This is a genomic window from Microbacterium zouquanmingi, from assembly GCF_052266675.1.
Classification (GTDB): domain Bacteria; phylum Actinomycetota; class Actinomycetes; order Actinomycetales; family Microbacteriaceae; genus Microbacterium.
The window spans coordinates 655548-677488 of record NZ_JBQPRA010000002.1; the positions used below are offsets into that span (position 1 = coordinate 655548).

Sequence of the window (21941 nt, forward strand, 5' to 3'; positions counted from 1 at the left end):
GTCGTCGGATCGCGAGCTCGGTGGGTATTCCGCGTGAGAAGAGCATCGATCACGGTCTCGCGCACGTCGCTCGGCAGATTGCTCGCCGTCACCCCGCGGCGAAGGAAGTCGACAGCGCGCCGATCAGGATCGACCCGATCAGCGCGGTGCCGAGCGAGGAGCCGAGGTTCTGGAATACGCCCTGGAGTCCGCCGACCTCACTGGTGTCCTTCTCGGTCACACTCGACATGTTGACGTTGCCGAGCTGTGAGGCGAGCAGCCCCAGCGCAGCGCCGGCGAGGAACATCCCGATCGCGAACAGGACACCGCGCAGGTCTTCGAAGTGCTCGTCCGTGGACGCATGAGCACGGAGCTGGCGCAGGCGCTGATCGACTTCAGCGTCGAACCGCGGCCGGGCGGGCTGATGAGCATCGTCGGAGCCGTCGACGATCTGTTGCCTCATCGCCGACGGAGGGCATCACGAAGGCGCTCGCGTCGTGACACCTCGCGGAGTCACCAGAGAACAGCGATACCGGCGTTGACGAGCGTCAGGACGCCGACGAGCCAGAACAGGGCCGGTGCGACACTCTGGTTCTTGCGCTGCTTGCCGAGGCCGATGCCGAGGAGTGCACCGATGATGAGCAGGATCACAAGCTTGGTGCCGATCTTGGCGTAGTTCATCTCGAAGCCCTCGGGCAGACCCCACGGGGCTGCGAGGATCAAACCGGCGACAGCGGCGATCGCCATGCCTGTGTTCATCAGGCTCGTGAACTGGCGCTTGCCACCGAACGCCTGCACGGCCCACGATCCGAAGAGCGTGGCGAAGCCGATGAGGTGGATGAAAAGAACGATGTGGCGCAGGGTCTCCATGCCCACAGGCTAGCCCTCCGCGCATCCTCCCGCCACACAGGCGACCCTCAGCCGCGCAGCGCCTTGACGACAAGCGCTGTGCGCAGCGCGGCATCCGCGGCCTCAGCGCCCTTGTCTTCCTTCGACCCTTCCAGGCCTGCCCGGTCCAGACCCTGCCGTTCATCGTCGAGAGTGAGTACGCCGAATCCGACCGGCTTTCCGGCATCCAGGGCGACGCGCGTGAGTCCGTCGGTGGTCGCCGCCGATACGTACTCGAAGTGAGGAGTGCCGCCTCGGATGATGACGCCCAGTGTGACCACAGCATCCGCCCCACCGGCGAACGCCGCCTGCGCGGCGATGGCGAGTTCGAAGGACCCGGGCACGCGCACGGTGTCGAAAGACGCTCCGGATGCTGTGAGCACGCGCTCTGCGCCGGCGATCAGCCCGTTCGTGATGACATCATGCCAGGTGCCGGCGATGACGACGACGCGCAGACCTGTGCCGTCGATCTTCTCAGTAGGGGAGGGGGCTCCGACGCCGCTCATGCGTTGTCCTTTCCTTCGGCGAGGGCCGCGGCGAGTTCGTCCTCGCCGATGATGTGGCCCATGCGATCGCGCTTGGTCTCGAGGTACTGGTGGTTGTTCGGTCCGACGCCGACGATCAGAGGCACCTGCTCGATGACATCGAGGCCGAGCTCGCGAAGCTTGCTGACCTTGTCGGTGTTGTTGGTCATCAGGCGCACCTTCGACACCCCCAGGTCGCTCAGGATGCCGGCGGCTGCCGCGTATTCGCGCGCGTCGGCGGGGAGGCCGAGGGCGAGGTTCGCGTCGACGGTGTCGAGCCCGTCCTCCTGCAGGCTGTAGGCGCGCAGCTTGTTGATCAGGCCGATGCCGCGTCCTTCGTGGCCGCGCATGTAGATGACGACGCCGCCGTCCTGCTCGATCGCGTCGAGTGCGGCATCCAGTTGCGGCCCGCACTCGCACTTCAGGGAACCGAAGGCTTCTCCGGTCAGGCACTCCGAGTGCACACGCACGAGCGCGGTCTCGCCGAGCTCCCCCGAGACGACCGCGATGTGGTCGGTTCCGGTGACGCGATCCTTGTACGCCAGGAAGCGGAACGTGCCGTGGTCGGTCGGCACCGTGGCATCCGCTCGCAGGCTCACGCGGCGGCGACCACTGCGCGAGGGGGTGATCGGCTCGGAGAGCGGGTCGATCACGTTCAGGTGCGCGATGAGCTGCTCGATCGTGATGACGGGGATGCTGTTGCTCCTGCCGAGCTCCTGGAGCCCGGGCAGACGCATCATGCTGCCGTCCTCGGCGACGACCTCGGCGATCGCGCCGACGGGGTGCAGGCCCGCGAGCTTCATGAGGTCGACGGCTGCCTCGGTGTGGCCGCTGCGCTCGCGCACGCCACCATCGACAGCGCGCAGCGGCAGAACATGGCCGGGACGGATGACGCTCGTCGCCGTGGACTCCGGGTTCGCGAGAACATTCAGAGTGTGTGCGCGGTCGGAGGCACTGATGCCGGTCGTGACGCCCTCGGCCGCATCCACGCTCACGGTGTAGGCGGTGGAGCGGGCGTCCTCGTTGGCCTCGACCATCGGAGGGAGGTTTAGATGATCGGCGAGATCAGACGGCATCGGGGCGCAGATGAAGCCGGATGACCAGCGCACTGTCCACGCGACCCATTCGGGTGTGGCGAGCTCGGCCGACAGGATGATGTCGCCCTCGTTCTCGCGATCCTCATCGTCGGCGACGATGACAGGGCGACCTGCCTTCAGCGACTCGAGGGCTTCTTCGATGGTGGACAGGCTCATCGCGAGCCTCCTTCCGCAGCGGCCCGGAACGCCAGAAGGCGCTCGACATGACGGGCGAGGATATCTGTTTCGAGGTTGACGCGGTCGCCGATGACCAGGCGCCCGAGAGTGGTGGCGACAAGGGTCTCGGGAATGAGGGAGACTTCGAGCCAGTCGCGCCTGGCCGCCCCCTCGACAGGCTCAGGGATCGCCTCACTCACCGCGCTGACGGTGAGGGAGGTGCCATCGATCGAGATCGACCCCTTGTCGACGACGAGTGGTGCGAGCTCCGCGGGGAGGGAGACGCGCAGCACGCTCCACTGATCGCCGGGACGCACATCGATGACGACGCCGGTGCCGTCCACATGCCCCTGCACGATGTGTCCGCCGAGGCGGGCACCGACCGGCATCGCCTTCTCGATGTTGACTGCCGTTCCCACAGATGCCGTCGCCAACGCCGAGACGTCGAGCGTCTGCTTCATGACGTCGACGGTGAAGGTGTCGGGTGAAGAATCGACCACGGTCAGGCAGACACCCGAGACAGCGATCGACTCGCCGTGCACGGCATCGTGTGCGGCCTTCGCCGCGCGCACCGTCAGACGCCAGCCGTCGCCGGACGGCACGATAGCGGTGATCTCGCCGATCTCTTCAATGATTCCGGTGAACATCAGTGGGTTCCTCCCTGGGGGTCGTCGTCGATGACGTGGGCGATCACGAGCAGGTCCGCGCCGAGCGGCTTCCACTCGTCGACGGCAAGGCGCCGCGCAGCGGCGATGGTCGGGACGCCGATATCGGTGAGAGCCAGGCGATCGCCGCCGAGGAGCACGGGGGCGATATAGGCGAGGATGCGGTCGGCGAGACCCGCGGCGATGAACGAGCTGGCAAGAGTCGGACCGCCCTCGATGAAGACGCTCTGGATGCCGCGGGCATGAAGATCGGCGACGACGGCGTGCAGATCGCGCGTGTCGTAGAACAGCGGTTCGTGCGGATGACGGCGCAGCGCGGCATCCGCCGGTGTCTTGCGCGACCCGATCACGACGGGGATCGGCTGATCGTCGTACAGGGCATCTCCGTCGCGGGCAGTGAGCGCGGGGTCGTCTGCGAGCACGGTGCCCGTGCCGACGATGATCGCATCCGCAGCGGACCTGCGGCGGTGCACGTCGGCCCGCGCATCGGAGCCGGTGATCCACTGGCTGGTGCCGTCTGAGGCGGCGGCACGACCGTCCAGACTCTGCGCCCACTTCACCGTGATGTGCGGGCGGCCCAGTCGATGCGCGGTCAGCCAGTCGGAGATCAGGGTGTCGACGGCATCGGTCTGCTCTCCGGACTGCACTTCGACGCCGGCGGCACGCAGCCGCTCGGCGCCTCCGCTCGATGCGTCACCGGGGTCGCTCTCGGCGTAGATCACGCGGGCGATGCCGGCGTCGATCAGCGCGAGCGCGCAGGGCCCCGTGCGTCCGGTGTGGTTGCAGGGCTCGAGAGTGACGACCGCTGTCGCCCCGCGGGCGGCACCGTCTTCGAGCTTCGAGAGCGCGTCGACCTCAGCGTGCGGGGTGCCGGCGCCACGATGCCAGCCCTCGGCGATGACGTCGCCTGTGGGGGAGAGGATCACTGCGCCGACCTGCGGATTGACACCGCGAGGGCCGCGGGCGGCGAGTTCGATCGCGCGCGTCATCGCGTGGCGCTCTGCCCCGGTCACTGCCATCCGTCGTCCTTCGGTCTGGCTCCGGGGATGACAGAAGTCGCGCTTGCGCGCATCGTGCTGCCTCCCTTCCGGACTAGCGAGATCTCTCTCGCATCACCGTCGGTCCCGGAATTTCACCGGATCGGCACTTCGGAATCCGAAGCGCTCGCGGACTGTCACCGCCGGTTCGGATTCTCACCGACCCCGGAGCACGTTGATGCTCAGTGTAGTCAACGCGCAAGCCCGGGATTCATTCCGCGTTGCACGAGGTCATTTGAGCAGGCGGGACAGTCGCCGGTCGGCGAGGATCTTGCCGTCGGTCTGGCATGTCGGGCAGTACTCCAGTGAGCGGTCGGCGAAGAACACGCTGCGGACGGTGTCGCCGCAGACCGGACACGCTTCGCCTCGGCGTGCGTGCACACGGAACCCGGAACGCTTGGCGTCTTTGAGGTCGGCCGGCGGTTTACCGGATGCTGTCGACACGGCATCCTTCAGCGTGCTCTGCATCGCGTCGTAGAGTTGGTTGACCTCGGCGGGATCGAGCTTGCCGCTGATCGCATACGGCGACATCTTCGCGGCGTGCAGGATCTCATCGCTGTAGGCGTTTCCGATGCCGGCGATGACGCTCTGGTCGCGCAGCAGCCCCTTGATCTGCATCCGTTTGCCCTCGAGAAGAGCGGCGAACGCGTCGCGGGTGAAATCGGCGCCGAGCGGTTCCGGACCCAGTCGCGCGATCCCTGGGACGTCCTGAGGGTCGCGCACGACGTAGACGGCCAGCGACTTCTTCGTGCCCGCCTCGGTGAGATCGAAGCCGCTGTCGTCATCGAGTGCGACGCGCAGCGCGATCGGGGACTTGCCCGGCTTGATCAGCGTGGTCGGCAGCAGCTCGTACCAGCGCAGCCAGCCCGCCTTGGCGAGGTGGAAGACCAGATGCAGCTCATCTCCGCAGGAGAGGACGATGAATTTGCCCTGTCTGCTCGCCGCAGTGATCGTCGCGCCGTGCAGGGCGGTGTTCGGCGGATCGTAGGTCTTCAGGGCCGCGATCTCGCCGACGCTGGTGCGTGTGATCGCGTGCCCGACCACGCGCTCTCCGAGGAAGTCGACGAGTCCCTGCACCTCAGGCATCTCGGGCATGCGCCCATCCTGCCACCGGCGTCGGACGTTCGGGGGATCAGTTCGGTCCGGAACTCTCGCGCACGATCAGCTCGTACCCGATGTCGATGTTCGTCGGCTCCAGGTCGTTGTCATCGAGCAGCGCGAGCAGCGAATCGACGGCCTGATCAGCGATCGCCTGCTTGTCCGGTGCGATCGTCGTCAGCGAGGGAACGGAGAACTCCGCCTCCTGCACGTCATCGATCGAAGCGATCGCGACGTCGTCGGGTATGCGCACACCGAGGTTGGCGAAGGCTCGGATCGCACCGAAGGCGAGGAGGTCGGTGAAGCAGACGAGAGCGTCGAAGCGAGTGCCGTCCTGCCACGCCTGCATGATGCCTTCCAGCCCCGCCTGCCTTCCGAAACGGTCGGTGTACAGCACGAGGTCAGGGTCGAAGGGCACACCTGCATCGTCGAGTGCCTGGCGGTAGCCGCTGAGCCGGAGGCGCGAGCTGCGGTAGACGTCGGAGTGATATGCGCCGAGCGTGGCGATGCGCCGATGGCCGCGCTCGAGCAGGTGTCGGGTGATGTCCGCGGTCGCTGCGACGTTGTCGATGGCGATGTTCGTGTAGCGCGAGCTGGAGATCTGCTCGCCGATGAGCACGGTGGGCACATTCGGGGGAGTGCGGTAGAGCTCTTCCTTCTCCATCGACATCGGTGAGAAGACGAGCCCGTCTACGATGTGCGAACCGAGGTCGCGGAGGGCGCGCACCTCGTTCTCGCGGATGCCGCCGGTCTGCGTGGCGATGACGGTGTATCCGCGCTTCTGCGCAGCGATCTCGACCAGTTCGCTGAGCTCGGCGAAGTAGGGCTGCGAGAGCTCGGGCACTGCGAATCCGAGGATCCGCGTGCGTCCCTGACGCAGGCGGCGGGCCGAGATGTTCGGACGGTATCCCAGCTCTTCGATAGCGGCGAGCACGCGCTGGCGGGTGGTGTCGCGAACATGGACGAAGTCGTTCACGACATTGGAGACCGTGCGCGGAGAGACACCCGCGAGCTTCGCCACGTCAGTGATACTCGCGCTCATTCGTCCTCCTTGATCGATCACAATTCGATCCCATCCTCGCAGACGCATTTGACACCAGATATGCAACGTGGCAAAAATATATGCATTGCTGGTTTGCAACGTGGCAAAAGGGAGATATGGATGTCGAGTCAGTCGACCACCGGACGTAGTCGCATGCGCCGAGCCTCGCAGCGCAGCGGCAGCGGCCTGAAGTACGGCATCGCGTTCACAGCCCCGTTCCTGCTCCTGTACCTGATCTTCGTGATCTACCCGGTCGTGCAGGCCGTCTGGATGAGCTTCCACGACTGGGACCTGCTCGGCGCCACCCGCGACTTCATCGGCATCGACAACTTCGAGCGGATGCTGTGGGGCCACGACATCACGTGGTCGATGAGCCACCTCGCGCTGCCGCGCGTGATCCTGGTCGTCGCCGCGCTCGCTCTGCTCATCAAGCCGCTGCTGCGCCGCCGGCTCACTCTCGGCATCGGCCTCGGCGTCGCCGGCATCCTGGCTCTCGTCGTCGCACTCGGCTTCCACCCGGCCGAGGGCGGGTTCTGGTTCGATCCTGACTTCTGGACCGCGCTGCAGAACACGCTGCTGTTCACGGCGATCTCGACACCGCTGATCGCCGGTCTCGGCCTGGTGATGGCTCTCGCCCTGCAGGGGAACCGCCGGGGCACGCGCATCTACCAGATGGTCTTCTTCCTGCCGTATATCCTGCCCGTGTCGGTCGTGACGCTGGTGTGGACCTACTTCCTCTCGCCGAACCAGGGGCTGCTCGCTGCCCTGCTCGAACCGCTCGGCATCGATCCGATTCCCTGGCTCGCCAACCCGAACGTCGCAATGCTCGCCGTGATCGCCACCACCATCTGGTGGACGGTCGGCTTCAACCTCGTGCTGTTCGCCGCAGGCCTCCAGGACGTCGACCCCGCGCTGTACGAGGCGGCATCGCTTGACGGCGCCGGCGCGTGGCGCAAGTTCACGAGCATCACTCTTCCCGGACTCAAGCACGTGCTGCTGCTGGTCATGGTCATGCAGGTGATCGCATCGTTCCAGGTCTTCGGCCAGGTCAACATCATGACCGGCGGTGGACCAGGCACCTCGACCCTCGTGCTGATCCAGCACATCTATGAGACCGGATTCCGCGACTTCGAGCTCGGCTACGGCTCGGCGATGTCACTGTTCCTCTTCGCAGTGATGCTCGTCGTCTCCCTCATCCAAATGCGCACCCTCGGCAAGGACGACAGCAAATGAGCACGCAGGCGATGACCACGACCGCCCGGAATGCTGCGCGTCGACCGGTTCGCATCAAACGCAGCGGTGTCGTCACCGCCTGGTACCACGTGGCCATGATCGTCGCAGCCCTCGTCTGGCTGATCCCGATGCTCTGGATGTTGTCGCTCTCGCTGAGCGACAACCAGGCACTGACCAAAGAGACCCAGACTCTCATCCCGCAGGGCTTCACACTGGAGAACCTGCTCGGCGTCTTCAGCGTCGGTCTCACCAGCCGCTGGTTCCTCAACAGCGCGATCGTGACGATCTTCACCACGCTGCTCACGGTTCTGCTGTGCGCGATGGCGGGCTACGCATTCGCGCGCTTCACGTTCCGCGGCAAGACGATCGTGTACGCCAGCGTTCTCGCAGGCCTCATGATCCCCAAAGAAGCGATGTTCATCCCCCTGTTCACGATGGTGGCCGACGTGGAGATGCACAACACCTACGCCGCGCTGATCCTGCCGCGTATCGCCGCCCCGCTCGGCGTCTTCCTGATGACACAGTTCTTCTCGCAGGTTCCGGCAGAAGTGGAAGAAGCGGCGCGCATCGACGGCGCGGGCCCCTGGCGGACCTTCTTCTCGGTCATGCTGCCGCTGGCTCGGCCTTCGATGATCGCGCTGTCGATCTTCACCTTCGTGCAGACCTGGAACGACTACCTCTGGCCACTGGTCTCTGCAACGAACCCGGAGATGTTCACCATCACCACGGGCCTTGCATCGCTGCAGGGAAACTTCGCCCAGGCGACTGAGCTCGGCAGCCTCATGGCTCGCGGGCTGATCGGTTCGCTGCCGTTGCTGCTCGTGTTCATCTTCTTCCAGAAGCACCTGATCCGAGGCATCTCGATGACCTCGGGCAGTAAGTGACCATCCATACTCCGGCCATCGATGGCCGATCGGCTGCTGCCCGGCAGCCACGGACAACAACGTCCACCCCATGAGAGGAAAACCATGCAGAAGACCAAGATTGTCGCTGCAGCAGCGTCGCTGACGGCAGCGGCCCTGTTGCTCACGGCGTGCGGCACTGGAGCCGATGGTGGCTCCGGATCCGCTGACAGCGGCGACCTGAACGAGCAGATCGCAGCAGTCACGGCAGAGCAGCTCGACGGCACCACGATCACCATGTCGCGCATGTTCGGTGACTGCGAGGAGACCACGCAGGGCGTCACCGACCCCGCGAAGGCGACCACCGAGTGCGAGGCCATTCAGATCCTCACCAACAAGTTCAACGCCGAGAACGAGTACGGCATCACCATCGAGCGCCTCGGCGGGACCGACTGGAACTCGTACTACGACGCGTTCAACGCATCCATTGCGGGTGGCGAGCCCGCCAACATCGCGAACCTGCACGACTATTCGATGTCCGACTACGCCACGCGCGACCAGCTGCTGGCGTTCGATCCCGAGTCGATCGGCATCGACATGACCGACGCGACCGAGCAGGCGCAGAAGTCCGTGATGTGGGACGGATCGACCTACGCGGTTCCGTTCGACGCACACGCACTCGTGATGCACGTGAACACCGACGTGCTCGCCGCCGCAGGCTACATCGGCGAGGACGGCCGTCCCGTGCTGCCGACCACCCCGGACGAGCTGCTGCAGATGGGCAAGGATGTCAAGGACAAGACCGGCCTGATGCTGTTCTCGTCTGGTTTCGCCAATGACGACATGGCATGGCGCTTCTTCTACTCGCTGGTTCGCCAGCAGGGCAGCGACGTCATCTCGGCTGACGGCAGCGCCGAGGTTGACACCGAGGCCGCAGCTAAGGCTCTCGAGCTCATCAACGAGCTGCTCGACGCCGGCTACATGCACACCGACGCCGACTACGCAGGATCCATCGACGAGTGGAAGAACGGCCAGTCCGCGATTCTGCTGAACGGCGTGTGGGCGATCAACGAGTACGCAGCGACCACCGACTTCGGTTACACGGTCACCGACCTGCCGACGCTCTACGACGCACCTGCCGCGTGGGCTTCGTCGCACATGTGGGTGCTGCCGCGTCAGAAGGGCGATGACCCTGTCGAGTACCGTGCCGGACTCGAGTTCGCCAAGTTCCTCTACGACAACAGCGGATCCTGGTCAATCGCAACCGGTCACATCGCGCCGCGGGTTTCGATCATCGACTCGGAGGAGTACCTCGCGGCTCCCGAGCGTGCGAACTACACCGAGACCGCTCTGACCGGCATCAGTTTCGTGCCGCAGGTCGAGAACTGGACGTCCGTGAAGTCGCTCATCCACGCACAGCTGGATGAGGTCTGGTTCAGCGACAAGGACATCGCCGAGGCTCTCAGCGAAGCGCAGGCTCGCGTCACGCAGGAAATCAAGTAACACAGCAGTTCCTGTGGGGTGGGGACGATCGCGTCCTCACCCCGCTCTCTTTCGGAAGAAGGCTTCATGCTCACCGCCCACCGCGCCGCTGTCAGTCTCGACGGCGCTTGGCTCCTGCACCTCCCCGGCGATGCCGAATCGCGGGAGGTCATGATTCCCGGAACATGGACCACCCAGGTTGCCGGCTACGGCGACTCGCACGAGACCGTGCGCTTCGAACGCGAGTTCGAGGTCACCAGTGCGCCTGCGGGACGCCTGGTGCTGTGCTTCGGGGCCGTGAACCACACCGCGTCGGTGCGAGTGAACGGGCGAGAGATCGGCACGCATTCCGGAGCATGGGAGCCCTTCGAGTTCGACATCACGGATGCCGTCTCTGCAGGCCCCAACACCATTGAGGTAACCGTCTCGTACCCGCCGCGCTTCGGCTCCTCCAGCGAACCGGGCTTCCTCGAGCATCCGTTGGGCAAGCAGTCCTGGTACGGCACCACGGCGGGCATCTGGCAATCCGTGGTTCTGGAGGACCGGCATCCGGTTCACGTCCGCGCGCTTTCGATCAGATCGGATGCCGCGACCGGCACGATCTCTCTCCGCGGCGCCGCCGCGGCGGAAGCAGAATCGGCCCAGGTCCGGGTGCTGCGTGATGACGCGGTTGTCACCACCGCAGCTCTCACTGTGCAGGGCACTGAAGTCTCCGGCGACATCGTCGTTGTCGACCCCGAGCTCTGGGACCTCGATGACCCGCGGCTGTACACCGTCGAGGTCTCGCTGCAGAGCGCAGGCGCGACGACCGATGTGCTCACGCGCGACACCGGCTTCCGCTCGTTCCGCTCGCAGGGCGGGCGATTCTTCCTGAACGACCGCGAGATCTACCTGCGCGCCGTTCTCGACCAGGATTATCACCCCGGTGCCACTCCCGCGGCGGACGACTTCGCCGCATGGGAGGACATGCTGCGCCAGACCAAGGCGCTCGGCTTCAACATGCTGCGCGTGCACATCAAGCGCCCCGACCCGCGCTACTACGAGATCGCTGACCGCATGGGCATGCTGGTGTGGACCGAGCTGCCCAGCTGGATGACGTGGACGCCGGAAACCGCGAAGGCCGGCCACGAGCTGCTGCGCTCGCTCATCGACCGTGACGGTCACCACCCGAGCATCGTGATCTGGACGATCATGAACGAGTCGTGGGGCATCGATCTGGCAAGTGCCACCCAACGCGCGTGGCTGCGTGACGTGTTCGACGACATCGAGCAGTACGCCGCAGGATCGCTCGTCGTCGACAACTCCGCGTGCGAGCCGAACTTCCATCTGCGCACGCACATCGACGACTTCCACGTCTACCGGGGCATCCCGGAGAGCCGCCAGGTATGGGACGCGAAGATCGCGGACTTCGCGACCCGCCCCGATTGGACCTTCTCGCCGCACGGCGATGCCGAACGCACCGGCGACGAGCCGCTCGTTCTCAGCGAATTCGGCAACTGGGGTCTGCCCCATGTGCTGGATCAGTACGATGACGACGGCGCTGAGCCCTGGTGGTTCGCGCTCGGTGCGGACTGGGCCTTCGGCGCTGCCGAGGGCACGGGTCTCATGGCTCGCTTCCGGGGCCTGGGCCTTGAGGACACGTTCGGATCATGGGAAGAGCTGGTCCGTCAGCTGCACCACGCGCAGCTCGTCGCCAACCGCTACCAGACCACGAGCATCCGACTGCATGACGACATCCGCGGTTACGTGCTCACCCAGTTGAGCGACGTGCAGTGGGAAGCCAACGGGCTCTTCGACATGAACCGCAGGCCCAAGGAGTACACCGCCGAGTTCGCGCTGGCTAACGGCGAGCACGCTGTGGCGCTGCGGCCTGAGGCATACAGCCTCTATGCGGGAGATGAGCTGGCGCTGACGGTGACGTCGCTGCCGGCGCCGGTCGGCCTGCCAGCGGATGTCACCATGCGGGTGGTCGTCAATGGTGAGCCTGTTGCGTCGCAGCCCGCGGGAGCAGACCGCGAAGAATGGACGCTGCGCATCCCGATGCCGGCCGAGAACGCGCAGCACCTGGTCGAAGCCGAACTGCACGTCGGGGGGGAGCTGCTCGCCCGCGACGCTGCAGACATCCTCGTCGTCGCACGCACCCCATGGGCGGGGGGCGCTGTGCGAGCGGGGGATGCCGAGATCGCGCAGTGGCTCGGCGAGCTCTCCGTTCCGACGTCCGTCGACAGCGATCTGCTCGTCGTGCGGTCGTTCACGACTGAGGCACAGCAGCACGCCCGATCAGGTGGACGCGTTCTGCTGCTGGCCGAAGCGGACAACGCGCTCGGCGCGGCATTTGACTACCTGCCCTCCGCGCGATTGACCTCGCGTGCGGGAGACGGCGACTGGGTGCCGCGCACCGAGTGGCTGGACCGCCGCGGAGCCTTCGCTGAGGTCCCCGGTGACACGATCCTCGGCATCGCCTACGAGGATCTGCTCGGTGAGTTCGTGATCAGCGGGATTCCTGGACCCTTGCGTTCGGCGGTCGTGCACTCGGCGATCTTCTCCGGATGGCTGCGCGGGGCTGCGACCAGCACCGCGACCGTCCGCTGGAGTGAGGGCTCAGTGACGATCAGCACCCTGCGTGTGCGCGAGGCGTTGCAGACGTCGCCGATCGCCCACGCTGTGGGACGCGCGCTCCTGCGCGCGAGCGCAGGGGAGTAGCAGCTCAGCCGAGTGGCACGGGCCAGTCGGTCGGCGTGCGGTCATCGGATGCCAGCAGGCCTGCCATCCAGCCGTCGTCGCGCCCGCGTGTGCTCGTCAGTCCTTGGCGAACAGTGCCCTCGTAGTGGAATCCGAGTGCGCGGGCGGTGCGGGCTGAGGGGATGTTTCCCACCACCGCGCGCCAGGTGATGCGCGCGAGCCCGAGCTCGGCGAACCCCCACTCGATGACAGCGCGGGATGCCTCGACCATGAAGCCCTGGCCCCGTGCCGCAGCCGTCGCCCAGTAGCCGAGTTCGGTAGAGCCGCCTGTGTCGTGCGCCGCGATGTGATGGAGACCGACGACGCCTATGAGCGTGTCGTTGTGGAAGATGCCCCAGATCGTCTGGCTCTCGTCCGCCCACCACTGCGCGATCAACTCGACGAAACCTTCGGCGTCTTTTCGTGTGTAGGGGCTCGGAACCGTCGTCCAGCGGGGGATCTCCGGATCCTGGCAGGCCTCGAAGATAGCGTCCACGTCATCTGCGGTGGGAGCCTGCAGGACGAGTCGATCGGTGTGCAGGGTGACCGGTTCCATCGTGAAAGGCTACCGGTGTCCGAGGCGCCCATTAGACTCACCTGGTGACTGTTCCCGGGATTCTGCGCGCCTTGGAAGAGGCAACCCTGTACCACGACGCCCTCACCTGGGCGCAGACCGATGCCGACCTCGGGCTCGTCGACGGACTCGATGCTCCCACGATCGCGGGTCTTCTTGCCAAGCGCACGAGCGCGGGGCATCCGGCTTCTCTTCTCGTCGTCGCGCCGACCGGTCGCCGTGCCGAGTCGCTGGCCGCAGCGCTCGGGTCTTTCGTGCCGGATGCTGAGATCCTCAGCTTCCCCGCCTGGGAGACGCTGCCCCACGAACGACTCAGCCCGAGCGCCGACACGGTCGGCCGGCGACTGGACACCCTGCGCCGCATCACGACCTGGGCTGGCGAGCGTCCGCTCATCGTCGTGGCCTCCGTGCGTGCGGCCCTTCAGCCGATCGCCGGCAACCTCGGCGACACCGCTCCTCTCGCTCTCGCGCTGCGGGGGCGAGGTCTCGAGCTCGATGATGCGGTCGAGCAGCTCGTCGAGCGCGCGTATACGCGGGTGGACATGGTCTCTCGTCGCGGTGAATTCGCTTTGCGCGGCGGCATCCTCGATGTCTTCCCGCCGACGAGCGAGCATCCGTACCGCGTGGAGTTCTTCGGTGATGAGATCGACCAGATCCGGGCGTTCTCGGTCGCCGACCAGCGGTCGCTACCAGGCGATATCGAGCTCGTCGAGCTTCCGGCGACCCGAGAGCTGCTGCTGACCGCGGAGGTGCGTGACAAGGCGCGGTCGCTCATCGCCGGCTTTCCTGCGATCGCGGGAATGCTCGAGAAGATGTCCGAGGGCATTCCTGTTGAGGGCATGGAGTCGCTGCTGCCAGCTGTCGCCGGCCCGCTCAGGTCTCTCGCCGAGTACTTCGCACCTGGCACCGCTGTCGCCCTCGTCGACCCTGAGCGGGCCACCGCCCGCGCCCATAGCCTCGGTGAGACGAACCGCGAGTTCCTGGATGCCGCGTGGAGCGCGGCGACGTCTGGAGCATCCGCACCCATCGACCTCGGCGCCGGAGACTTTCTCAGCGTCGCGAGGCTGCGCGAGATCGTCCGCGAGCGCGATGGCGTCTGGTGGCGGTTCAGCCCATTCGCGAGCGATGACGCGGATGCCGCCAACATCGACGCGTCGATCATCCCGTCCTTCCATGGCAACGTCGACGGCGCGATCGACTTCGTCGCCGCCCGGCTCGCTGATGCGTGGTGCGTTGTGGTCGTGGCATCCGGAATCGGGCTCGTCGACCGCGCTCGCGACGTCCTCTCGGAGCGGGGGCTTGCCGCCCGTCCGGTCGAGACGCTGACGGATGCTCCGGACCCGGGTGTCGCAACTCTCGTGCTCGGATCTCTTGAGTCCGGATTCCAGGTGCCGGAGGCGAAGCTCGCCGTCCTCACCGACAACGAGTTCTACGGCCGAACGATCGGCGGCGACCAGCGCGTCGTGAAGAAGCTCGCCTCGCGGCGCCGCAACGTCGTTGACCCGCTGCAACTGAAGAACGGCGACTATGTCGTGCATTCCACGCACGGCATCGCGAAGTTCGTCGAGATGACCCAGCGCGAGGTCTCCACCGGCGGGCGCAACGCCACCAAGACCACGCGCGACTACCTCGTGCTCGAGTACGCGCCCGCAAAGCGCGGCTATCCCGGTGACAAGCTCTACGTGCCCACTGACCAGCTCGACCTGCTCTCGAAGTACGTCGGCGGTGAAGCACCGACTCTGTCGAAGATGGGCGGCAGCGACTGGTCGGCGGCCAAGAGCAAGGCACGCAAGGCGGTCCGCGATATCGCGGTCGAACTCGTGAAGCTGTACTCAGCCCGCATGGCGGCCAAGGGCTACGCGTTCTCGCCGGACACTCCCTGGCAGCGCGAGCTCGAAGAGGCGTTCCCGTTCGCCGAAACACTCGATCAGCTGCAGACGATCGACGAGATCAAGGCAGACATGGAGCGGCCGATCCCGATGGATCGTCTGCTCTCTGGCGACGTCGGATTCGGCAAGACCGAGGTCGCAGTGCGCACGGCGTTCAAGGCGATTCAGGACGGCAAGCAGGTCGCCATGCTCGTGCCGACCACGCTGCTGGTGAAGCAGCACCTCGAGACCTTCACCGAGCGCTTCGCCGGGTTCCCCGTGAAGGTCAAGGCGCTCTCGCGCTTCCAGACCGATAAGGACGCCAGGCTGACGCTCGAGGGGCTCCTGGACGGTTCGGTCGACATGGTCATCGGCACGCACCGCATCCTCACCGACCAGGTGATGTTCAAGGACCTGGGGCTGCTGATCATCGACGAGGAGCAACGCTTCGGCGTCGAGCACAAGGACAAGCTGAAGAAGCTGAAGACCAATGTCGACATCCTGGCGATGAGCGCGACGCCGATTCCGCGCACGCTCGAGATGGCGGTCACGGGGATTCGTGAGATGTCGACGCTTGCGACGCCGCCGGAGGACCGGCATCCGATTCTCACCTTCGTCGGTCCCCGGAGTGACAAGCAGATCGCCGCCGCGATCCGGCGCGAGATCCTCCGCGAAGGACAGGTCTTCTTCGTGCACAACCGGGTGCAGTCGATCCAGCGCGTGGCGAGCGAGCTGGCCGAGCTCGTGCCGGAGGCGCGCATCGCCGTCGCCCACGGACGAATGGGCGAGCACCAGCTCGAGCAGGTCGTCGATGACTTCTGGGAGCGCAAGTACGACGTGCTCGTGTCGACGACGATCGTCGAGACCGGACTCGACATCTCCAACGCCAACACGATCATCATCGACAAGGCCGACAAGTACGGGCTCTCGCAGCTGCACCAGCTGCGAGGCCGCGTGGGGCGTGCGCGCGAGCGCGCCTACGCATACTTCCTTTACGACGATGCCAAGCCGCTCTCCGAGACAGCCGCTGACCGGCTGCAGACCATCGCGATCAACAACGATCTCGGCTCGGGTATGCAGGTCGCGCTGAAGGACCTCGAACTGCGCGGGGCGGGCAACATGCTCGGCGGAGAGCAGGCCGGCCACATCGCCGGTGTCGGATTCGACCTCTACCTGCGCATGGTCGGCGAGGCCGTGGCGAACTTCCGCGGTGAAGACACCGGAGAGGACGTGGAGCTTCGGATGGAGCTTCCGGTGGATGCCCGTATTCCCGAGACCTACATCGACAGCGAGCGGCTGCGCCTGGAGGCCTATCAGAAGCTGTCAGCCGCAGCGGCTCTCAGTGCGAAGGACGACGCGATCGACCTCGTCATCGAAGAGCTCACGGACCGCTACGGCGCGCTGCCTGAAGAAGTCGAGGGCCTCATTGCGATTGCGCGTCTGCGCCGTCGTGCGGCCGCAGCAGGGCTGACTGATCTCGTCGTCATGGGATCGAACCTGCGCGTGGCCCCGGCGCGTCTCGAGGACTCGATGAAGGTGCGCCTGCAGCGCCTGTACCCGAAGGCGAAGCTCGTCGCCGGGGGAGAGGCGCTCGTCGTGCCGCTCGCGCCGGATGCCGAGATCCTCCCGTGGGTGTCGCAGTTGCTCACCGCGCTTTTCCCGCAGCCGGCCCCGGCCGCGTCCTGAACTCGTGCACGCCGGCACCGCGCAGCGCTAGTCTGGCGGCATGTTGTACGAGCACCTCGGGGCTCGGCCCCGCATCGATGACACTGCCGTCATCGCGCCGACCGCTGTCATCTCGGGCGATGTCCAGATCGGACCTGGCTGCCAGGTGCTGCATGGCGCCGTGATCACCGCCGAGGGTGGTCCGATCACCCTCGGCGAGTACGTGATCGTGATGGAGAACGCCCTCATCCGCGCCACGGCCGCCAACGCGGTGCGCATCGGGGATCACACGCTCGTCGGCACTCTTGCGAGCATCGCCGGTGCGACCGTCGGCGACGAGGTGTTCTTCGCTTCGGGCGCCCGTGTGTTCAACGGTTCAATCGTCGGAGGGCGCTGCGAGATCCGAGTGAACGCGATCGTGACGCGCCGTGCGGTGCTTCCAGAGGGCACGGTGGTGCCGATCGGGTGGGTCGCCGTCGGAGACCCCGTACAGCTGTTCTCACCTGATCAGGCGGATGCCATCGCCGCGGCGCAGCCGGATCTGGACTTCCCAGGGCACGTGTTCGGCGTCGACCGGGACACACCGGATCTGATGGTGCAGCTCACCGAGCGGTACGCGACGTCGCTCGCGCGGCACGCCGACGATCGCGTGCTCTGACCGGCGAGGTTCGCACGGATGTCAGTACAAAACACGGATGTCGGTCGAAACCGGGTGGTTTCGACCGACATCCGTGAAATCGACTGACAAGTGTCAGCCAGCAGAGATACCGGCGATCAGATGACGCCCTGGGCGAGCATCGCTGCGGCAACCCGCTGGAAGCCCGCGATGTTCGCGCCGGCGACGTAGTCTCCTGCGACGCCGTACTTCTCGGCCGCATCGAACGATGCCCGGTGGATGTCGCGCATGATCTCGCGCAGCTTGTTCTCGCTGTCGCCGAAGGTCCAGCGCTGACGCGATGCGTTCTGGCTCATCTCGAGCGCAGAGGTGGCCACACCACCGGCGTTGGCCGCCTTGCCCGGTGCGAACAGGACGCCGGCACGCTGGAATGCGGCGACGGCATCGGGAACACACGGCATGTTCGCGCCCTCGGAGACCGCGCGGACGCCGTTCGCGATCAGCGACTCTGCGTCGGCGAGGGTGACCTCGTTCTGCGTTGCAGACGGCACGGCGATGTCGACGGGAACATCCCAGACGCTGCCGCCTTCGATGAAGCGTGCGCTTGCGCGACGGTTCGCGTACTCGACGATGCGGCCGCGCTCGACTTCCTTGATCTGGCGCAGGAGGTCGAGATCGATTCCGGCATCGTCGACGATGTAACCCGAAGAGTCGGATGCCGTGACGGCAGTCGCACCGAGCTGTGACGCCTTCTGGATGGCGTAGATCGCGACATTGCCCGAGCCCGAGACGCCGACGCGCTTGCCCTGGAGAGAGTCCCCATGCACGCCGAGCATCTCCTCAGCGAAGAACACCGCTCCGTAGCCGGTGGCCTCGGTGCGCACTTCAGCGCCGCCCCAGCCGGTGCCCTTGCCGGTGAACATGCCCGACTCATGACGGTTCGTGATCTTGCGGTACGCACCGAACAGGTAGCCGATCTCGCGCCCGCCGACGCCGATGTCACCCGCAGGAACATCGGTGTGTTCGCCGAGGTGGCGGTACAGCTCGCCCATGAACGACTGACAGAAGCGCATGATCTCGGCGTCGCTCCTGCGGTGCGGATCGAAGTCCGAGCCGCCCTTGGCGCCGCCGATGCCCTGACCGGTCAGAGCGTTCTTGAAGATCTGCTCGAAGCCCAGGAACTTGATGATCGAAAGGTTCACCGAGGGGTGGAAGCGCAGTCCGCCCTTGTACGGGCCGAGCACCGAGGAGAACTGGATGCGGTAGCCGCGATTCACCTGCAGCTTTCCTGCGTCATCGATCCACGGCACGCGGAACATGATCTGACGCTCGGGCTCGACGAGCCGCTCGAGGATGCCTGCTTCGACGTATTCCGGGTGCTGCTCGAGCGCCGGGGAGATCGTTCCGAGCACTTCGTGCACTGCCTGCTGGAACTCGGGTTCGTGCGGGCTGCGGGCCAGAACCGTGTCGAACACGGGCTGGACAGACTCGGTGAGCGGGTGAAATTCAGTGAGGGTTGCGGTCACGCGGGACAGCTTTCTGGTTCTGTGGCTGAGGGCGCGATCGTGTCGCGTGAAGTCGTGCGCCGGATCGGGCGCGAGGTTTCACTTTACCCCGGGTGTTCGATGGTGTAGTAACAGGGGGCCTCACCCGGTGTTCTGCAGGCCAGCGGCAACGCCGCTGACCGAGAGCAGCAGGAGCCGGCGCTGCTCGTCAGCCACGCCCGACACTTCGACAGGCTCAGTGACCGATTCCGATTCGGATGCCGCCGAGCGCAGCTCGCGCAGCGCACGCAGCTGCAGCAGCGACAGCGCATCCACGTAGGGGCTGCGCAGTGTCACGGCCCGCTGGAGGATCGGCTTGTTCTCGAGCAGACCCGTGCCACCGGTGAGGCGGATGACCCACGCTTTGGTGAGCGCGAGCTCGTCGAGGACGAGGGCGGCGAGGTCGTCACGGTCGCCGAGCGCCAGGTATTGACGCGCGATGCGCTCGTCGGTCTTCGCCAGGCTCATCGCCACGTTGTCGATCATCGCGTGCAGCAGCGGCCACTCGCGGTAGGCCTCGACGAGGAGCGCTTCATCCCCCACAGCCTCGAGCGCGCTGCCCAGACCGAACCAACCCGCCAGGTTGATGCGGGCCTGGGTCCACGCGAACACCCACGGAATCGCGCGCAGGTCTTCGAGGGACTCGACAGAGAGCCCGCGGCGGGCGGGCCGCGAGCCGAGAGCGAGCAGGCCGATCTCCTCCATCGGGGTGACGGTGGCGAACCAGGGGGCGAAGCCCTCGGCCTTCACGAGCGAGAAGAAGCGCTCGCGGGACGCGGCATCCATCGTCTGTGCGATCTTCGCGTAGCGCGCAGCAGCGCCGCTGGTGCGCTCCTCGACGCTCGGCGAAGATGCCAGCAGAGTCGCCGCGGCGACCTGGTCGATGTGGCGCATGGCGATCGCGGGTTCGCCGTAGCGGGCGAAGATGGTCTCGCCCTGCTCGGTGAGCTTGAAGCGTCCGTCGACGGAGTGCGGCGGCTGGGCGAGGATCGCCGAGTTCGCAGGCCCCCCGCCGCGGCCGAGAGCGCCGCCGCGACCGTGGAACAGGGTCAGGGCGATGCCGGACTCCTTGGCCCACAGCGCGATCTTCTCCTGCGCTTCGTAGAGGGCGAGATTCGCGGCGACCGGGCCGACGTCCTTCGACGAGTCGGAGTACCCGAGCATGACCTCGAGGCGGTTGCCGGTCGCAGCCATCCGCGCCTGGAATTCAGGGAACTCGACGACCTCGGTGAGGATCGCCGGGGCTGCCTGCAGGTCGGCGAACGTCTCGAACAGCGGCACGACGTCGAGCACAGGGGCGTCATCGCCCAGCGCGTACTTCGCGAGGCGGTGCACGTTCGCGAGGTCCTGTGCCGACTGCGTGAACGAGACGACGTAGCGGCCGGCTGCACGCAGACCATAGGCGCGCTGAATGTCAGCGACCGCGCGGAAGACATCGAGCACCTCGAGCGTCCGCTCGCTGAGCTCCCCGCCCGCTTCGAGTTCTGCAAGAGCCTCACGGTGCACCTGCGAGTGCTGGCGCACTTCGAGCTCAGTGAGGTGGAAACCGTACGTCTCGACCTGCCAGATCAGGTGCTGGATGCCACCGAAGGCGTGCCTGTTCGCGCCCGAGGCCACGAGCGATTCCTGAACAGCACGGAGACAGGCCAGCAGCTCTTCCGGAGCGCCGTACGCGCCCGCGGCTTCTGTGCGCGTCGCGGAGACCCGGTGCGCGAAAGCGAGCAGCACGCGGCGGTGCGGCTCATCGGGGGCGCGCGTGGCGATCTCGTTCGCCAGGTCGGGCGCGGACTGCGCGAACGCATCCCACAGCGCAGTGACCTCGGCGCTGGGCGGGGTGCCCTCGGCATCGAGCGTGAGACTGCGGCCGATGCGGTCGATGGCGCGCTCGAGACCGCGCAGAACGTGGTCAGAGGCGATCCTCGACGCCTCGCGGGTCACTGCGGCAGTGACGAACGGGTTGCCGTCACGGTCACCGCCGACCCACGATCCGATGCGCACGAATGCGGGAACGATCGGTGCGCTCGCGCCGGACTCCTCGCCGCGCAGAGCGTCGTCGATACGGCGATATACGTGCGGCACCGTGGTGAAGAGGGTCTCATCGAACACCGACATGACGGTGCGGACCTCGTCGGTCGGAGAAGGCTTCTGCGCGCGCAGGGGGGCGGTGCGCCAGAGAGTGTCGACCTCTTCTAGCATCCGACGATTCGCGCGGCGCTCTTCAGCGCCGCCGACGCTCGCCGCATCGCGCTCGCTCAGGAGCTCAGAAAGGCGACGGATGCTGCCCGACACCGCCCTGCGGCGCGCCTCGGTGGGGTGCGCGGTGAAGACCGGGTGGAAGCGGAGCTCTCCGAGGCGACGCTGGGCCTCGTCATCGCCGACCTCGCGGCGCAGCTGCGCGTAGGCAGCGGCGACCGTGTCGGACTCCCGAGCTCCAGTCGCTGAGCCAGAGGACGTGGCCGGGCGACCTGCGCGCTCGCGGAGGACGCGCACCCGCTGGTGCTCTTCGGCGAGATTCACCAGGTGGAAATAGCAGGTGAAAGCGCGGGCGACCTCGTCAGCCCGCTCGGTCGTGAACGACTCGGCGATCTCGGCAGCGCGATCGAAGGCTCCGCTCTCTGCGGGGGTGCTGTGCTCTTCGTAGGCCTGGATGCTGGCCAGACGCAGTCGCTCGACGTCTTCGAAAAGTCCGGGGCTGCCGCACTCGCGCAACACCTGGCCGAGCAGAGCGCCGAGCATCCGCACGTCCGCACGCATCGCGTCGGGAATGCCGCGTCCGGCTTCGAAACGGCCGATGACGCGGATGGCCTCTGTGGGTGTGGGCTCGGGGGAGGGGGAATCCGTGATCACCCTTCGAGGTTAGCCGCGTCGCTGTGCGATCTCCGACCACGTGACGGGTCGTGACCGGGAGCC

At 66.4% G+C, this 21941-nt stretch carries 17 protein-coding genes and 1 riboswitch; of the genes, 6 read left to right on the forward strand and 11 right to left on the reverse strand.

Annotated elements, in window-relative coordinates; genetic code table 11:
• Window positions 1-88: 88 nt before the first annotated feature.
• The 8 genes from ACTU6V_RS07095 to ACTU6V_RS07130 form a co-directional block, all read right to left on the reverse strand.
• A complete protein-coding gene (locus tag ACTU6V_RS07095) occupies window positions 89-442 on the reverse strand; it encodes a hypothetical protein (protein WP_443475308.1) in 354 nt (117 codons plus the stop codon).
• Window positions 443-492: 50 nt separating this feature from the next.
• Window positions 493-849: a Fe-S protein gene (locus ACTU6V_RS07100; RefSeq protein ID WP_443467271.1), complete on the reverse strand. Its 357-nt coding sequence runs from the start codon at window positions 847-849 to the stop codon at window positions 493-495.
• A 47-nt stretch (window positions 850-896) separates the two neighbouring features.
• Entirely contained in the window at window positions 897-1373 is a 477-nt protein-coding gene (gene ribH / locus ACTU6V_RS07105) for a 6,7-dimethyl-8-ribityllumazine synthase (protein WP_443467270.1), read from the reverse strand.
• Window positions 1370-2644 carry a GTP cyclohydrolase II gene (gene ribA, locus ACTU6V_RS07110; protein WP_443467269.1) on the reverse strand — a complete coding sequence of 425 codons (1275 nt, stop codon included), beginning with the start codon at window positions 2642-2644 and terminating at the stop codon, window positions 1370-1372. Before ribA ends, ribH begins: the two co-directional genes overlap by 4 nt.
• Complete coding sequence (locus tag ACTU6V_RS07115) at window positions 2641-3291, reverse strand: riboflavin synthase (RefSeq protein WP_443467268.1); 651 nt, start codon at window positions 3289-3291, stop codon at window positions 2641-2643. The genes ribA and ACTU6V_RS07115 overlap by 4 nt, the downstream gene beginning before the upstream one ends.
• The gene (ribD, locus tag ACTU6V_RS07120; protein WP_443467267.1) at window positions 3291-4328 is read right to left on the reverse strand and encodes a bifunctional diaminohydroxyphosphoribosylaminopyrimidine deaminase/5-amino-6-(5-phosphoribosylamino)uracil reductase RibD; all 1038 of its coding nucleotides are present in this window, start codon (window positions 4326-4328) and stop codon (window positions 3291-3293) included. Before ribD ends, ACTU6V_RS07115 begins: the two co-directional genes overlap by 1 nt.
• Before the next feature lie 51 nt (window positions 4329-4379).
• Window positions 4380-4523, reverse strand: a riboswitch (FMN riboswitch).
• A gap of 54 nt (window positions 4524-4577) precedes the next feature.
• On the reverse strand, window positions 4578-5441 hold the full coding sequence (locus ACTU6V_RS07125; RefSeq protein ID WP_443467266.1) for an Fpg/Nei family DNA glycosylase: 864 nt from the start codon (window positions 5439-5441) through the stop codon (window positions 4578-4580).
• A 37-nt stretch (window positions 5442-5478) separates the two neighbouring features.
• Window positions 5479-6486, reverse strand: a complete 1008-nt coding sequence (locus ACTU6V_RS07130) for a LacI family DNA-binding transcriptional regulator (protein WP_443467265.1) — start codon at window positions 6484-6486, stop codon at window positions 5479-5481.
• A 120-nt stretch (window positions 6487-6606) separates the two neighbouring features.
• On the opposite strand from ACTU6V_RS07130, the gene ACTU6V_RS07135 reads away from it, so the two are divergent.
• The 4 genes from ACTU6V_RS07135 to ACTU6V_RS07150 all read left to right on the forward strand — a co-directional run bounded on the left by ACTU6V_RS07135 (window position 6607) and on the right by ACTU6V_RS07150 (window position 12746).
• Window positions 6607-7719: a carbohydrate ABC transporter permease gene (locus tag ACTU6V_RS07135; RefSeq protein ID WP_443467264.1), complete on the forward strand. Its 1113-nt coding sequence runs from the start codon at window positions 6607-6609 to the stop codon at window positions 7717-7719.
• Window positions 7716-8603 (forward strand): carbohydrate ABC transporter permease, encoded by an 888-nt coding sequence (locus tag ACTU6V_RS07140; protein ID WP_443467263.1) that lies wholly within the window; start codon window positions 7716-7718, stop codon window positions 8601-8603. Before ACTU6V_RS07135 ends, ACTU6V_RS07140 begins: the two co-directional genes overlap by 4 nt.
• Window positions 8604-8687: 84 nt before the next feature.
• Entirely contained in the window at window positions 8688-10064 is a 1377-nt protein-coding gene (locus ACTU6V_RS07145) for an extracellular solute-binding protein (RefSeq protein WP_443475309.1), read from the forward strand.
• Between the two features lie 66 nt (window positions 10065-10130).
• Window positions 10131-12746 (forward strand): glycoside hydrolase family 2 protein, encoded by a 2616-nt coding sequence (locus ACTU6V_RS07150; protein WP_443475310.1) that lies wholly within the window; start codon window positions 10131-10133, stop codon window positions 12744-12746.
• Window positions 12747-12750: 4 nt separating this feature from the next.
• On the opposite strand, the gene ACTU6V_RS07155 is transcribed toward ACTU6V_RS07150, so the two are convergent.
• Window positions 12751-13320 carry a GNAT family N-acetyltransferase gene (locus tag ACTU6V_RS07155; RefSeq protein ID WP_443467260.1) on the reverse strand — a complete coding sequence of 190 codons (570 nt, stop codon included), beginning with the start codon at window positions 13318-13320 and terminating at the stop codon, window positions 12751-12753.
• Between the two features lie 44 nt (window positions 13321-13364).
• On the opposite strand from ACTU6V_RS07155, the gene mfd reads away from it, so the two are divergent.
• Complete coding sequence (gene mfd, locus ACTU6V_RS07160) at window positions 13365-16892, forward strand: transcription-repair coupling factor (protein ID WP_443475311.1); 3528 nt, start codon at window positions 13365-13367, stop codon at window positions 16890-16892.
• 40 nt (window positions 16893-16932) lie between these two features.
• Complete coding sequence (locus tag ACTU6V_RS07165) at window positions 16933-17529, forward strand: gamma carbonic anhydrase family protein (protein WP_443475312.1); 597 nt, start codon at window positions 16933-16935, stop codon at window positions 17527-17529.
• 116 nt (window positions 17530-17645) lie between these two features.
• Here the strand turns inward: ACTU6V_RS07165 and gdhA are convergent, their stop codons facing one another.
• Window positions 17646-19013 (reverse strand): NADP-specific glutamate dehydrogenase, encoded by a 1368-nt coding sequence (gene gdhA / locus ACTU6V_RS07170; RefSeq protein ID WP_443467257.1) that lies wholly within the window; start codon window positions 19011-19013, stop codon window positions 17646-17648.
• 120 nt (window positions 19014-19133) lie between these two features.
• Window positions 19134-21785 (reverse strand): phosphoenolpyruvate carboxylase, encoded by a 2652-nt coding sequence (locus ACTU6V_RS07175; RefSeq protein WP_443475337.1) that lies wholly within the window; start codon window positions 21783-21785, stop codon window positions 19134-19136.
• Between the last annotated feature and the right edge of the window lie 156 nt (window positions 21786-21941).